This is a genomic window from Pseudomonas sp. ICMP 8385 (genome assembly GCF_002699915.1).
GTDB lineage: Bacteria > Pseudomonadota > Gammaproteobacteria > Pseudomonadales > Pseudomonadaceae > Aquipseudomonas > Aquipseudomonas gessardii.
The window spans coordinates 81,150-95,888 of the sequence record NZ_LKBY01000001.1 but is presented as its reverse complement, the minus strand read 5'-3'; the positions used below and the strand labels follow the sequence as shown (position 1 = coordinate 95,888).

Genomic DNA, 14,739 nt, shown 5'->3' with positions numbered 1-14,739 from the left:
TGTGGCCCTTTGACGCAGGTCATGGCTTTATGACGGGGCGTGGCGACTTTGACCGTTCGTCGGCATCCTACCCAGATGTAGAGATTTTGTAACCCGCCGAACCCGAATCGCCCGTCTACAGTCTTACCGAATACGATCACCCTCAAGGAGCTTCCATGTCACGTTTCACTCGCAGTGCCGCCCTTATTGCCCTCAGCGTTGGCAGTGTTGCCAGCCTGCCTGCGCTGGCCGCCGATCAACTGCACTACAACCAGATTTCCCTGCGGGCCGAAGTCAGCCAGGAAGTGGCCCGTGACAAGATGATCGTCACTCTCTACACCGAGTCGCAAAACACCGACCCGGCTAAGCTCGCCGCCGAAGTCACGACCATCATGAACAAGGCGTTGGGCGAGGCTCGCGAAGTAAAAGGCGTGACCCTGCGCCAGGGCAGCCGCAACAGCTATCCGATCTACGACAACAAGAACCAGAAGATCACCGGCTGGCGCGAGCGCGCCGAACTGCGCCTGGAAAGCGCGGACTTCCCGGCGCTGTCCAAGCTCACCGGCGAGCTGCTCAACACCCTGAAAATGGACAATATGGACTTCGCCATTGCCGACCCAACCCGCAAGGCTAGCGAAGATGCCCTGCTCAAGGATGCGGTCGCCGCGTTCAAGGCCCGCGCCCAACTTGCCACCGATGCACTCGGCGGCAAGGGCTACAAGATCGTCAACCTGAACTTCAACACCAACGGCTACCCAATGCCGTACGCGCGAAATGGCGGCATGATGATGAAGGCGGCGGCAATGGATTCGGCGCCGACACCTGAAGTCGAAGCCGGCACCAGCCAGGTCAGCATGAGCGCCGATGGCGTGATTGAAGTACAGATGCCATAAGCCTTACCTGATGACCCACAACGGCGGTAACCTCGGTGACCGCCGTTTTTTTTGGCCGTTGTTTACCTGCCATCTCAGGGGGCACCATGGATAGAACTGTCTTCAAGCCGCTCCTTCTCGCTGCCAGCCTGCTGGCGTGCATGCCCACGGCCCAGGCGGCAAGCACCCTGGTCTACTGCTCCGAAGCCAGCCCCGCCGGGTTCGATCCGAGCCAGTACACCAGCGGCACCGATTTTGATGCCTCGGCCGAAACCGTGTTCAACCGCCTGACCCAGTTCAAGCGCGGCGGGACCGAAGTCGAGCCGGGCCTGGCGACCCGTTGGGAGGTTTCCAAGGACGGCCTGGCCTACACCTTTCACCTGCGCGACGGGGTCAAGTTCCACAGCACCGAGTACTTCACCCCGACCCGCGACTTCAATGCCGACGATGTACTGTTCACTTTCCAGCGCCTGCTGGACGCCAACCATCCATTCCGCCAGGCCTACCCGTCCGAGTCGCCGTACTTCACCGATATGGGCCTGAACACCACGATCAAAAGCGTGGAAAAGCTCGACGAGCACAGCGTGCGCTTCAACCTCAATAACGTCGATGCCGCTTTCGTGCAGAACCTGGCCATGAGCTTTGCGTCCGTACAATCGGCCGAGTACGCGGCGCAGTTGCTTAAAGACGGCAAGGCCGCCGATATCAACCAGAAACCGATCGGCACCGGGCCGTTTGTGTTCAAGCGCTACCAGAAGGACTCGCAGATTCGCTACGTCGCCAATAAAGACTATTGGAAGCCTGAGGATGTGAAACTCGACAGCCTGGTGTTTGCGATCACCCCGGACGCCGCGTCGCGCCTGCAAAAGCTCAAGGCCGGCGAATGCCAGGTCAGCGGCTATCCGCGCCCCTCGGATATCGAAGTGATGAAGCAGGATCCAAACCTGCGTGTGCTGCAGCAGGCGGGCTTCAACCTGGGCTTTCTGGCCTACAACGTGACCCATCCGCCGCTGGACCAGCTCAAGGTGCGCCAGGCCCTGGACATGGCCATCGATAAGCCAGCGATTATCCAGGCGGTGTACCAAAGTGCCGGGCAATTGGCGCAGAACGCACTGCCGCCGGCCCAGTGGTCTTATGACCCCAGCATCAAGGACGCACCGCACGACCCTGCCAAGGCCCGGGCGCTACTAAAAGAAGCAGGGGTTGCACCAGGTACCACCATCAATCTGTGGGCGATGACTGTGCAGCGCGCCTCCAATCCCAACGCGCGAATGTCGGCGCAGATGATCCAGCAGGATTGGGCCAAAGTCGGGATCACTGCCAATATCGTCAGCTATGAGTGGGGCGAATACATCAAGCGCGCAAAAAACGGCGAGCACGATGTGATGATCTACGGCTGGACCGGCGACAACGGCGACCCGGATAACTGGCTGGGCGTGCTCTACAGTTGTGCCGCGGTCAAGGGCAGCAACTATGCAAAATGGTGTAACCCGCAGTACGACCAACTGGTGCAGAAGGCCAAGCTCAGCAGTGACCGTGACGAACGCATCAAGTGGTATCAGCAGGCGCAAAAAATACTTAAGGATCAAGTACCTATAACACCTATTGCGAACTCGACGGTTTTCCAGCCGCTGCGCAAGGAAGTCCAGGACTTTAAGATCAGCCCGTTTGGCCTGACACCGTTCTACGGCGTAAGTCTGAATAAGTAACAATCATGCCCCAACCGGGTGCGCCAGACACCTCGTTTGGGCTTATTCGGTGCACTCCACGCACCGAAAAAAGCCCTCAAAAATACAGTTTCGTGTCGAAAATTATATGAATGCGACATTCCTGTACGTTCGTACCACTCTTTGGCGGTTGTAGCCTCTCAACATCTTGCATTGGGTATGGGGCCTGCATAAGTATCCGCAGGCCGACTCACGAGGTCGCCCTCAATTCCAAAAATGACAACAAATCATGAGGCCAACATGCTTAAACACGCAGTCATTCCGTTTTTAGTCAGCGCCGGTTTAATGGCCGCTGCACCTTTCGCCCAGGCGGCGACTAATCTGGTGTTCTGCTCCGAAGGGAGCCCGGCGGGTTTCGACCCAGGCCAGTACACCACCGGAACAGACTTCGATGCTTCGGCCGAAACCATGTTCAACCGGCTCAGCCAGTTCGAGCGCGGCGGCACCGCCGTGATTCCTGGCCTGGCCACCAAGTGGGATGTTTCCGAAGATGGCCTGACCTACACCTTCCACCTGCGCGAAGGGGTCAAGTTCCACACCACGCCGTACTTCAAGCCGACTCGTGAATTCAACGCCGACGACGTGCTCTTCACCTTCAACCGGATGATCAATAAAGACGATCCGTTCCGTAAGGCCTACCCCACCGAGTTCCCGTATTTCACGGACATGGGGATGGACACCAACATCAAGAACATCGAGAAAATCGACGACCACACCGTCAAGTTCACCCTTGGCACCGTGGACGCCGCGTTTATCCAGAACCTGGCCATGAGCTTCGCCTCGCTGCAGTCGGCTGAATACGCAGCCCAACTGTTGAAGGACGGCAAGCCCCAGGACATCAACCAGAAGCCGGTCGGCACTGGTCCGTTCGTGTTCAAGAGCTACCAGAAAGACTCCAACATCCGCTTCACCGGCAACAAGGATTACTGGAAGCCTGAAGACGTGAAGATCGACAACCTGATCTTCGCCATCACCACCGACCCGTCGGTACGTGTACAAAAGCTCAAGAAGAACGAATGCCAGGTCACCCTCTTCCCGCGTCCGGCCGACCTCAAGGCCCTGGGCGAGGACAAGACCCTGAAACTGCCGCACCAGGCCGGTTTCAACCTGGGCTATATCGCCTACAACGTCATGCCGGTGCTCAAGGGCCAGACGGCCGCCAACCCATTGGCCGACCTGCGCGTACGCCAGGCCCTGGACATGTCGGTCAACAAGCAGCAGATCATCGACTCGGTGTACCAGGGCGCAGGCCAACTGGCGGTCAACGCCATGCCGCCGACCCAGTGGTCCTATGACGACACCATCAAGGATGTCCCGCACGACGTGACCAAGGCCAAGGCACTGCTCAAGGAGGCCGGCGTCAAGGAGGGCACCGAGATCACCTTGTGGGCCATGCCCGTCCAGCGTCCGTATAACCCCAACGCCAAGCTGATGGCCGAGATGCTGCAGAACGACTGGAAGCAGATCGGCTTGAAGGTCAACATCGTCAGCTACGAGTGGGGCGAGTACATCAAGCGCTCCAAGGGCGGCGAGAACCAGGCCATGATCATCGGCTGGAGCGGTGACAATGGTGACCCGGACAACTGGCTGAACGTGCTGTTCGGCTGCGACTCCCTGGCCGGCAACAACTTCTCCAAATGGTGTGACAAGAAATTCGACGGCATCGTGAAAGAAGCCAAGGCCACCTCGGACGTCGCCAAGCGCACCGAACTGTACAAACAGGCGCAACACGTCCTCAAAGATGCAGTCCCCATGACACCTATCGCGCACTCGACGGTGTACCAACCCATGCGCAACAACGTACAGGACTTCAAGATCAGCCCATTTGGCTTGAATTCCTTCTACGGGGTGAGCGTCAGCAAGTAGTGATCTCTGGCGGCGACGTTTCATAACGTCGCCGTTATTGCATCCGCCCAGATCCTAGGAATCGAACTACCCCCGCACGGGCTGCCGTCCTACAGCAGCTAACTGCGCAGGTTCCGTCCGATACCTACAAGGTCTGTCCGGTTCTGCGCATTTACCGCCCTGCCCTCGTTCCCTAACGTCGAGGTAGGCAAACGCTCAGTTCCGATACGGCATTTGCTGTGGATGGGAGCAGTGCTTTCTCCATGCCAGGTAAGGCATGGCGATTGTTCACTGACGAAAACGATAAACATGGATTGGGGACCGTCATGCGCCATACCACCGTTCTATCCGCGATATTCGGCACCAGCCTGTTGGCCGTCGCTTCGATGGGCCAGGCAGCCGAGAAGAAAAGCCTGGTGTTCTGCTCTGAAGGCAGCCCGGCCGGGTTCGATACCGCGCAATACACCACCGCCACCGACAACGATGCGGCCGAGCCGATCTACAACCGCCTGGTTGAGTTTGAAAAGGGTGAAACCGGCGTCATACCAGCGCTGGCGACCCAGTGGGATATCTCGCCAGACGGCCTGACCTATACCTTCCACTTGCGCCAAGGGGTGAAATTCCACAGCAACAAGGAATTCAAGCCGACACGGGATTTCAACGCCGATGACGTGCTGTTCACCTTCAACCGCATGCTTGATCCCGACCACCCGTTTCGCAAGGCCTACCCCACCGAGTTTCCGTACTTCAACGGGATGAGCCTGAACAAGAACATCGCCAAGGTCGAGAAAACCGACCCGCACACCGTGGTGATGACCCTGAACACGGTCGACGCCGCGTTTATCCAGAACATCGCCATGAGCTTCGCCGCAATCCTCTCGGCCGAGTACGCCGAGCAACTGCTCAAGGCCGGCAAGCCCAGTGATATCAACCAGAAGCCGATCGGCACCGGGCCGTTTGTGTTCCAGCGTTACCAGAAGGATTCGCAGATCCGTTTCGCCGGCAACAAACACTACTGGGACCCGGGCAAGGTCAAGCTCGACCAACTGATCTTCGCCATCAACACCGACGCCTCGGTGCGGGTGCAGAAGCTCAAGGCCAATGAATGCCAGGTCACCCTGCATCCACGCCCCGCCGATGTCGAGGCCCTCAAGGCCGACCCGAACCTGCAACTGCTGACCAAGCCCGGCTTCAACCTCGGCTACATCTCCTACAACGTGCGGCACAAGCCCTTCGACCAGCTCGAAGTGCGCCAGGCCCTGGACATGGCGGTGAACAAGCAGAGCATTCTCAATGCCGTGTACCAGGGCGCGGGGCAACTGGCGGTCAACGGCATGCCGCCGACCCAGTGGTCTTATGACGACAGCATCAAGGACGCCGCCTACAACCCGGAAAAAGCCAAGGAACTGCTCAAGGCCGCCGGCGTCAAGGAGGGCACCGAGGTCACGCTGTGGGCCATGCCCGTCCAGCGCCCGTACAACCCCAACGCCAAGCTGATGGCCGAGATGCTGCAAAACGACTGGGCCAAGATCGGCCTCAAGGTCAAGATCGTCAGCTATGAATGGGGCGAGTACATCAAGCGCACCAAGAACGGCGAACACGATATCAGCCTGATTGGCTGGACCGGCGACAACGGCGACCCGGACAACTGGCTGGGCACCCTCTACAGCTGCGACGCCATCGGCGGGAACAACTACTCGATGTGGTGTGACCCGGCGTACGACAAGCTGATCAAGCAAGCCAAGGTCGTCACCGACCGTGAACAACGGACTGTTCTGTACAAACAGGCGCAGCAACTGCTCAAACAGCAGGTGCCGATCACGCCTGTCGCCCACTCGACGGTCAACCAGCCGTTAAGCACCAAGGTCGAAGGTTTCAAAGTGAGCCCCTTCGGCCGCAACGTGTTCTCGGGCGTCAGCGTCACCCCATAAGAAAATAACCGGATGCGCAGAGCGAAGTTGGCTCTGCCGCAAACGTGTAGCTGTAATTCGCGAAATCTCCTACAGCAAACGTTTGCAAAGGCTTGAAGAGTTACACACCCAATAACCGGCTCACCTAATAAGGCCGGTATTAAAAAAAGAGAACCAAAGGAGCTCCACCCATGAAACTAAGCAGCAAAGTGCTACTGGCCATGGCCATCAGCAGCATCACGGCTACCGCCTATGCGGAATCCGTAAGCCAGGACTTTGTTCCAACCACACTGGCCGGCACCAGCGCCCAAAGCGAAGCCAAGGGCTTTATCGAAGACTTCAGCCTGGGCGGCCAGACGCGTAACTGGTACTCCCACGAAAGCCTGTACCGCGGAGGCAAGTTCAAATACAAAGAGCACGGTGTAACGAAGACCGACCGCAACCGTACCAACTGGATCCAGGGCACCATCCTCAACGCCAGCTCGGGTTTCACCCAGGGCACTGTTGGTGTGAAGACCGAAGTAGCGGTGTACAACGCTCTGGTTCTGGACCGCAGCAAACGCGATATCAAGGGCGGCTCTAACCGTACCCTGGCTGACTCTGACGGCAATGCCGTAGACCAGTGGAGCAAACTGGGCCTGGCCAACGTGCAGTTCCGTGTGTCCAACACCACCTTGACTGCCGGTCGCCAGAACTTCAGCAGCGGCATCGTCGACACCATCGGCAACCGTCCCCTGCCATCGAGCTTCCAAGGTGTGAGTTTCAACAGCGAAGAGTTCAGCAACCTGTCGTTCCAGGGCGGCGTGTTTGACCGCGTTTCCCCACGTACCGAACAGAGCCTGTCGAAGTTCCGCAGCGAGTACAGCCAACAAGGTGCCAACAGTGCGACAACCGACAAGGTCTACACCCTGGGCGCCAACTACCAGCCGTTCAAGAGCCTGAAAACCAGCTTCTTCGGCGCCAACGTCAAGGACTTCTGGAACCAGTACTACTTCGGTGCAACCCACGAACTGGGTGACAGCCAAGTCCTGGCCTTGACCACCGGCCTGAACTACTACAAAACCGTCGATGAAGGCAAAAAGCTGATGGGGGAAATCGACAACGATACCTACTCCCTGTCCCTTGGATTGGCTCACCAGGCTCACAGCCTGACCTTCTCCTACCAGCAAGTGAACGGTAACGAGTACTTCGACTACCTGCACGAAACCAACGGCATCTACCTGGCCAACTCCCTGACGTCGGACTTCAACGGCCCGAACGAGAAATCCTTCCAGGTCGCCTACGCCATCAACATGGCCGAATACGGCGTTCCGGGCCTGAAGTTCAACATCTACTCCGCACGCGGCTGGGGCATCGACGGTACTCACTACACGGGTAACCGCAACGGCGCTTACGCCTACACCGGCATCGAGACCCAGGACGGCGAAAAACACCAGGAATACGGCGTGGGCGCGGCCTACGCAGTCCAGAGCGGCCCGCTCAAGGCCACCGCGATTCGTGCCACCTACGTCGAACACCGTGGCAGCGCCAACCAGTACGACGGCAGCGTCAAGGAATTCCGTCTGGTTACCACCGTCCCGTTCAACATTCTTTAAATCGCACCAGGTAGACGGCGGGCTCAGGACGAGCCCGCCGTCTACGCTTGCCTGGTCCCATCGATTGCAGAGGGCTCTGAATGAAAATGCTCCCGCTACAAGCTGCCGTTGCCGCTGCGCTATTAAGCGTCGCTATCGGCGTATCGGCCAAACCCCTGGTGGTCTGCACCGAAGCCAGCCCGGAAGGCTTCGACCCGGTCGTGTACACCACGGCTGTCACCGCCGATGCCGCCGCCGAAACCATGTTCAACCGCCTGGTGGACTTCAAGCCCGGCACCACTGAAATCCAACCCTCACTCGCCAAATCGTGGGACATCAGTGAGGACGGCCTGACCTATACCTTCCACCTGCGCGATGACGTGAAGTTCCACACCACCGACTACTTCAAGCCCACGCGCAACCTGAATGCCGACGACGTGCTCTGGAGCTTCCAGCGTCAACTGGACCCGAAACACCCATGGCACAACAAGTCCACCACCGGCTTCCCCTATTTTGAAAGCATGGGTTTCAAGGAACTGCTCAAAAGCGTCGAGAAGACCGATGACCACACCGTGGTCTTCACCCTGACCCGCCCCGAAGCACCGTTCCTGGCCGATGTCGCCATGCCGTTCACCGCCATTCACTCCGCCGAATACGCCGACAAGCTGCTGGCCGCCAACAAGACCGGCGAGCTCAACAGCAAGCCGATCGGCACCGGCCCGTTTATTTTTACCCGCTACCAGAAGGACGCCCAGGTGCGCTTCAAGGCCAACCCGGAGTACTTCCGTGGCAAGCCGCCCGCCGACCCGCTGATCCTGGCCATCGCGGTGGATAACAACGTGCGCCTGCAAAAGCTCAAGGCCAATGAGTGCCAGATCGCGCTGTATCCAAAACCTGACGACCTGCCGAGTATCAAGGCCGATCCAAACCTGAAGGTCGCGGAACTCGCGGCGATGACCACCGCCTACACCGCCCTGAACACCACCCACAAGTACATGAGCGACGCGCGGGTGCGCCACGCGATCAACATCGCGTTCGACAAACAAGGCTATAACGAATCCCTGTACGGCAAAGGCAATGCCGTCGACGCCACCGGCCCGTACCCGCCGACCCTGCTGGGCTTCAACGACCAGCTGAAAAACCCGGCCCGCGACCTGGACAAGGCCCGTGCCCTGCTCAAGGAAGCCGGCGTGCCGCAAGGCACCGAGTTCAGCCTGTTCACCCGCAACGGCGGCGGCCCGACCAACCCCAACCCGATGCTTGGCGCCCAGCGCATGCAGGCGGACCTGGCGCAGATCGGCCTGAAGGTCAATATCAAGGTCATGGAATGGGGCGAAATGCTCAAGCGCGCCAAGGCTGGCGAGCACGACATGGTCTCCGCCGGCTGGGCCGGGGATAACGGCGACCCAGACAACTTCCTCACGCCCAACCTGAGTTGCGATGCGGCCAAAAACGGCGAAAACTACGCCCGCTGGTGTAACGAAGAATTTCAGGGTTTGATCGACAAGGCCCGCGCCGTGGCTGAACCCGCTGAACGCGCTGCACTCTATGAACAGGCGCTGGCCGTTTTCGACAAGGACCAACCGTGGATCCCCATGGCTTACCCGAAAATGTTCACCGCCATGCGTAAGAACGTCGAGGGATATACCCAAAGCCCCCTGACCAACAATAACTTCGCCACCACCCAGGTGAAGTAAAAAAGACGCCCGGCCCCGTCGAGGTTGACGGAGCCGGGCCTGCCTAACCGGCTGATTGAGGTAGAGACCACGATGTTTAGTTTTATTGCCCGCCGATTGGGGTTATTGATCCCAACGTTTTTCGGCATCACGTTGCTGACTTTTGCGTTGATTCGCATGATCCCTGGCGACCCCGTAGAAGTCATGATGGGTGAGAGGCGGGTTGACCCCGAGATGCACGCCCAGGCAATGGAACGCCTTGGCTTGAACAAACCCTTGTATGCGCAATACCTGGACTACATCGGCAAGCTCGCCCAGGGCGACCTCGGCGAATCCCTGCGTACCCGCACCAGCGTTTGGACCGAGTTCAGCGCCCTGTTCCCCGCGACCCTGGAACTGTCCATGGCCGCCCTGTTGTTCGCCGGCATCCTCGGGCTATTGGCCGGGGTGATCGCGGCCTTGAAACGAGGATCCCTGTTCGACCATGGGGTGATGGGCATCTCCCTGGCGGGATATTCGATGCCGATCTTCTGGTGGGGCCTGATCCTGATCATGTTCTTCTCGGTAAGCCTGGGCTGGACCCCGGTTTCCGGGCGTATCGACCTGCTCTACGACATCGAGCCGCGCACCGGCTTCATGCTGATCGACACCCTGCTGGCCGACGAGCCGGACGCATTCTGGGACGCCCTGCACCACCTGATCCTGCCGGCCATCGTACTGGGCACCATCCCGCTGGCGGTGATTGCGCGGATGACCCGTTCCTCGATGCTGGAAGTGCTGCGCGAAGACTACATCCGCACCGCCAAGGCCAAGGGCCTGTCGCCGGCGCGCGTGGTGTTCGTGCATGGCCTGCGTAACGCGCTGATCCCGGTGCTGACGGTGGTCGGCCTGCAAGTCGGCACCCTGCTGGCCGGTGCGGTCTTGACCGAGACCATCTTCTCCTGGCCCGGCATCGGCAAATGGCTGATCGAAGCCATTGGCGCACGGGACTACCCGGTGGTGCAAAACGGCATCCTGCTGATCGCCTGCCTGGTGATCCTGGTGAACTTCGTGGTGGATATCCTCTACGGCTTCGCCAACCCACGCATCCGTCACCAGCGCTGAGATCATGACCATGACCACACCAACTCCCGTGTCAGCAGTCGATCAGAGCCTGCTGTACCCGTCGCCGTACAAAGAATTCTGGCAAGCCTTCTCCAAGAACAAGGGCGCGGTTGCCGGCCTGCTGTTTATGCTGCTGATCGTGTTCTGCGCGATCTTCGCCCCCTGGGTGGCCCCCCATAACCCCAGCGAGCAATACCGCGACTTCCTGCTGACCCCGCCGTCGTGGCTCGAAGGCGGGCAGATGCAGTTTTTGCTGGGCACCGACGAACTGGGCCGTGACTTGTTGTCGCGCCTGATCCAGGGCTCGCGCCTGTCGCTGCTGATCGGTTTGTCATCGGTGGTGATGTCGCTGATCCCGGGGATCCTGCTGGGCCTGTTCGCCGGGTTCTTCCCGCGCCTGCTCGGCCCGACCATCATGCGTCTGATGGACATCATGCTGGCCCTGCCCTCGCTGCTGCTGGCCGTGGCGATTGTCGCCATCCTCGGCCCTGGCCTGATCAACACCGTGATCGCGATTGCCATTGTGTCGCTGCCCTCCTATGTGCGCCTGACCCGCGCAGCGGTGATGGGCGAGCTCAACCGTGACTACGTGACGGCCGCGCGCCTGGCCGGGGCCGGCCTGCCGCGCCTGATGTTCGTCACCGTGCTGCCCAACTGCATGGCGCCGCTGATCGTGCAGGCCACCTTGAGCTTCTCCTCGGCGATTCTCGATGCCGCCGCCCTGGGCTTCCTCGGCCTTGGCGTCCAGCCGCCCACCCCAGAGTGGGGCACCATGCTGGCTTCGGCCCGTGACTATATCGAACGTGCCTGGTGGGTCGTGAGCCTGCCTGGCTTGACCATTTTGCTCAGCGTGCTGGCAATCAACCTGATGGGCGACGGACTGCGCGATGCGCTGGACCCGAAACTCAAGAATGCCGCGTGAGGAGATTCCCATGTCACTGCTAGAAATCAAGAATCTCAATGTACGCTTCGGCGACAAGACTGCCGTACCCGTGGTCGACGGGCTCGACCTGGCCGTGGACAAAGGCGAAGTACTGGCCATCGTTGGCGAGTCGGGTTCGGGTAAATCCGTGACCATGATGGCGCTGATGGGCCTGATCGAGCATCCCGGCATCGTCACCGCCGATTCGCTGACCTTCGACGGCAAAGACATGCTCAAGCTGAGCAACCGTCAACGCCGGCAGATCGTCGGCAAAGACCTGGCGATGGTGTTCCAGGACCCGATGACCGCGCTGAACCCCAGCTATACCGTGGGTTTCCAGATTGAAGAAGTGCTGCGCCTGCACCTGAAAATGTCCGGCAAACAAGCGCGCAAGCGGGCCATCGAACTGCTGGAAAAGGTCGAGATCCCTGGCGCCGCCAGCCGCATGGATGCCTACCCGCACCAACTGTCCGGCGGTATGAGCCAGCGTGTGGCAATTGCCATGGCGATTGCCGGCGAGCCGAAACTGCTGATCGCCGACGAGCCGACCACCGCCCTGGACGTGACCATCCAGGCGCAGATCATGGAACTGCTGCTGGCTCTGCAAAAAGAACAGAACATGGGCCTGGTGCTGATCACCCACGACCTCGCAGTCGTCGCGGAAACCGCCCAGCGCGTGTGCGTGATGTACGCCGGCCAAGCCGTGGAAGTCGGCCAGGTGCCCGGCCTGTTCGACGTACCGGCCCACCCGTACAGCGAAGCGTTGCTGGCGGCGATCCCGGAACACAGCATGGGCGCGGCGCGTCTGTCGACCTTGCCGGGCATCGTCCCCGGCCGTTATGACCGCCCGCAAGGCTGCCTGTTGTCGCCACGCTGCCCGTATGTGCAGGACAGCTGCCGCCAGACCCGTCCGACCCTGGACCCGCAAGCCCACAGCCTTGTGCGCTGCTTCTACCCCTTGAACCAGGAGGTGGCGTAATGGCCGTCGTTCTTACTGCCCGCGACCTGACCCGTCACTACGAAGTGTCCCGTGGCCTGTTCAAGGGCCACGCCACGGTGCGCGCCCTCAATGGCGTGTCGTTCGAGCTGGAAGCCGGCAAGACCCTGGCTGTGGTGGGTGAGTCGGGGTGTGGCAAGTCCACCCTGGCCCGCGCGCTGACGCTGATTGAAGAGCCGTCGTCCGGCTCGTTGAAAATCGCCGGCCAGGAAGTCGCCGGCGCCGACAAGGCCCAGCGCAAGCAACTGCGTAAAGACGTGCAGATGGTGTTCCAGAGCCCCTATGCCTCGTTGAACCCCCGGCAGAAAGTCGGTGATCAACTGGGCGAGCCGCTGTTGATCAACACCAACCTGTCCGCCGCCGAACGCCGCGAGAAAGTGCAGGCGATGATGAAGCAAGTGGGCCTGCGCCCTGAGCATTATCAGCGCTACCCGCACATGTTCTCCGGTGGCCAGCGCCAGCGCATCGCCCTGGCCCGGGCCATGATGCTGCAACCCAAGGTGCTGGTGGCGGATGAACCGACCTCGGCGCTGGACGTGTCGATCCAGGCCCAGGTGCTCAACCTGTTCATGGATTTGCAGCAGCAGTACAACACCGCCTATGTGTTTATTTCCCACAACCTGGCGGTGGTGCAACACGTCGCGGATGACGTGATGGTGATGTACCTCGGCCGCCCGGTGGAAGTGGGCCCCAAGGAAGACATCTACGCCCGCCCCCTGCACCCGTACACCCAGGCGCTGCTGTCGGCCACCCCGACCATCCACCCGGACCCGAACAAGCCGAAGATCAAGATCGTCGGCGAACTGCCCAACCCGCTGAACCCGCCCTCCGGCTGCGCCTTCCACAAGCGCTGCCCGTATGCGACCGAGCGCTGCAGCAGTGAAGAGCCGTTGTTGCGCGAACTGGACAAGCGCCAGGTGGCTTGCCATCACGCGGAGCAGTTCGTCGCCTGACCCCACCCTGTGGAGCGGGTTTGTGTGGGAGCGGGCTTGCCCTAATGCCAGTCAGTTAAGCCTTTTTGTAGGAGCGAGCTTGCTCGCGAAGAACTTGAGAGCGCCGCGTTTACCTAGCAAACACGCGTTATCGTTGACGTCCTTCGCGAGCAAGCTCGCTCCTACAGAAAGCAGAATCCGCTTAACTGACTGGCATTAGGGCTTGCCCGCGATAGCATCACCGCGGTTTAACTGACAGCACGAGGTGCCTGCATCGCGGGCAAGCCCGCTCCCACACAAGCCCGCTCCCACAGGGCGATACAGCGTTGTACAGCCTCTCCCGCCAGATTGCGCATCAGTCTGGCGGGAGGGGCTTTTTTCGAGTGTGCCGGCGACAGAACTCCACCTTTGAGCTCAGGTTTGACTAACTGCATTACCTTTCGGGGTTGTCTTCACCTGCTGCGTCCTGCAAAAGCCCTTCATACCGGTTGCAGAACAAGGCCCCCTCAAGGTCACGATACAGAGACGGTGCGGAGTCCATGCTCACTTTCACCTTGAATGTCAGCATAGCCAACGTATTCGACACATCTTCAGCGTCCAACAAGATAGTTGCGGTGCCACTTCTACCAAACCATGTACGCTGCAGCGAGTCACTATTCAATGTGTACTCAAAGCGCCAGACTGAGCGGATAGGACTCTCGAATAACCATAATTTCCTGCCTTCGAGAAAAACTTTCAGCCTCCCTGCCGCAGGATGGCTGCTGCTAGCCACAAGAACAACGCTTTGCGAGCTTTGGCCCCAGAGTCTGGCTTCCCCCTGGAAATTCGTATCAGAAATATTGTTGTCCCTGAATATGACTCTGCCAGGGTCAGTATTTTTTTTGCCTACCATGATCTTTCTCCTTATCACATCAACATGAGCCGAGAGATAGTTCTTTGCCAATCCAAACTAGAGCGCCTTAACCCAAACGTCTACTGTCAGTAATGACAGTAGAAAGCCGTACATTTATTCGAAAAAACCAGCGTCGACCAAGCCCATTGCTGTACCTGACCAGCCTGGCGTGAGGCGTTTTTTGTGTTTTTACGGAGCCTGCATCCAGGAGGACCAAAGCGTAAAATTTGTAAATGATATTTACTTGTATTTGATAATCAATACCATTCCGGCGCACAGAGCGCGCCGAATCCTGCTGGAAGGCAATTC

Annotated in this window: 11 protein-coding genes; 10 read left to right on the top strand and 1 reads right to left on the bottom strand. The window is 59.5% G+C overall.

Annotation, left to right across the window (positions count from 1 at the left end; translation table 11 throughout):
• Nucleotides 1-155: 155 nt before the first annotated feature.
• The 10 genes from AO268_RS00455 (at nucleotide 156) to AO268_RS00410 (ending at nucleotide 13,559) form a co-directional block, all read left to right on the top strand.
• Nucleotides 156-872 carry an SIMPL domain-containing protein gene (locus AO268_RS00455; protein WP_099167563.1) on the top strand — a complete coding sequence of 239 codons (717 nt, stop codon included), beginning with the start codon at nucleotides 156-158 and terminating at the stop codon, nucleotides 870-872.
• An 86-nt stretch (nucleotides 873-958) separates the two neighbouring features.
• On the top strand, nucleotides 959-2,560 hold the full coding sequence (locus AO268_RS00450; RefSeq protein ID WP_076964039.1) for an ABC transporter substrate-binding protein: 1,602 nt from the start codon (nucleotides 959-961) through the stop codon (nucleotides 2,558-2,560).
• Nucleotides 2,561-2,818: 258 nt separating this feature from the next.
• Nucleotides 2,819-4,444: an ABC transporter substrate-binding protein gene (locus AO268_RS00445; RefSeq protein ID WP_076964040.1), complete on the top strand. Its 1,626-nt coding sequence runs from the start codon at nucleotides 2,819-2,821 to the stop codon at nucleotides 4,442-4,444.
• 365 nt (nucleotides 4,445-4,809) lie between these two features.
• Nucleotides 4,810-6,354: an ABC transporter substrate-binding protein gene (locus AO268_RS00440; protein WP_373562104.1), complete on the top strand. Its 1,545-nt coding sequence runs from the start codon at nucleotides 4,810-4,812 to the stop codon at nucleotides 6,352-6,354.
• Nucleotides 6,355-6,524: 170 nt separating this feature from the next.
• Nucleotides 6,525-7,928, top strand: coding sequence for an OprD family outer membrane porin (locus tag AO268_RS00435; RefSeq protein WP_099167561.1), 1,404 nt, complete (start codon nucleotides 6,525-6,527; stop codon nucleotides 7,926-7,928).
• 80 nt (nucleotides 7,929-8,008) lie between these two features.
• Complete coding sequence (locus tag AO268_RS00430) at nucleotides 8,009-9,604, top strand: ABC transporter substrate-binding protein (RefSeq protein WP_099167559.1); 1,596 nt, start codon at nucleotides 8,009-8,011, stop codon at nucleotides 9,602-9,604.
• Nucleotides 9,605-9,676: 72 nt separating this feature from the next.
• Nucleotides 9,677-10,687 carry an ABC transporter permease subunit gene (locus AO268_RS00425; protein WP_076964044.1) on the top strand — a complete coding sequence of 337 codons (1,011 nt, stop codon included), beginning with the start codon at nucleotides 9,677-9,679 and terminating at the stop codon, nucleotides 10,685-10,687.
• 10 nt (nucleotides 10,688-10,697) lie between these two features.
• Entirely contained in the window at nucleotides 10,698-11,609 is a 912-nt protein-coding gene (locus tag AO268_RS00420) for an ABC transporter permease subunit (RefSeq protein ID WP_038443398.1), read from the top strand.
• A gap of 10 nt (nucleotides 11,610-11,619) precedes the next feature.
• Complete coding sequence (locus AO268_RS00415) at nucleotides 11,620-12,588, top strand: ABC transporter ATP-binding protein (protein WP_099167557.1); 969 nt, start codon at nucleotides 11,620-11,622, stop codon at nucleotides 12,586-12,588.
• Complete coding sequence (locus AO268_RS00410; protein ID WP_076964046.1) at nucleotides 12,588-13,559, top strand: peptide ABC transporter ATP-binding protein; 972 nt, start codon at nucleotides 12,588-12,590, stop codon at nucleotides 13,557-13,559. Before AO268_RS00415 ends, AO268_RS00410 begins: the two co-directional genes overlap by 1 nt.
• Nucleotides 13,560-13,971: 412 nt before the next feature.
• Here the strand turns inward: AO268_RS00410 and AO268_RS00400 are convergent, their stop codons facing one another.
• On the bottom strand, nucleotides 13,972-14,430 hold the full coding sequence (locus tag AO268_RS00400) for a hypothetical protein (protein ID WP_099167553.1): 459 nt from the start codon (nucleotides 14,428-14,430) through the stop codon (nucleotides 13,972-13,974).
• Between the last annotated feature and the right edge of the window lie 309 nt (nucleotides 14,431-14,739).

Coding starts and splice junctions, on each gene's coding strand:
- AO268_RS00440 (WP_373562104.1), top strand. CDS start 4,810: ATGGGCCAGGCAGCCGAGAAGAAAAGCCTGGTGTTCTGCTCTGAAGGC.
- AO268_RS00450 (WP_076964039.1), top strand. CDS start 959: ATGGATAGAACTGTCTTCAAGCCGCTCCTTCTCGCTGCCAGCCTGCTG.
- AO268_RS00400 (WP_099167553.1), bottom strand. CDS start 14,430: ATGGTAGGCAAAAAAAATACTGACCCTGGCAGAGTCATATTCAGGGAC.
- AO268_RS00415 (WP_099167557.1), top strand. CDS start 11,620: ATGTCACTGCTAGAAATCAAGAATCTCAATGTACGCTTCGGCGACAAG.
- AO268_RS00455 (WP_099167563.1), top strand. CDS start 156: ATGTCACGTTTCACTCGCAGTGCCGCCCTTATTGCCCTCAGCGTTGGC.
- AO268_RS00430 (WP_099167559.1), top strand. CDS start 8,009: ATGAAAATGCTCCCGCTACAAGCTGCCGTTGCCGCTGCGCTATTAAGC.
- AO268_RS00425 (WP_076964044.1), top strand. CDS start 9,677: ATGTTTAGTTTTATTGCCCGCCGATTGGGGTTATTGATCCCAACGTTT.
- AO268_RS00445 (WP_076964040.1), top strand. CDS start 2,819: ATGCTTAAACACGCAGTCATTCCGTTTTTAGTCAGCGCCGGTTTAATG.
- AO268_RS00420 (WP_038443398.1), top strand. CDS start 10,698: ATGACCACACCAACTCCCGTGTCAGCAGTCGATCAGAGCCTGCTGTAC.
- AO268_RS00410 (WP_076964046.1), top strand. CDS start 12,588: ATGGCCGTCGTTCTTACTGCCCGCGACCTGACCCGTCACTACGAAGTG.
- AO268_RS00435 (WP_099167561.1), top strand. CDS start 6,525: ATGAAACTAAGCAGCAAAGTGCTACTGGCCATGGCCATCAGCAGCATC.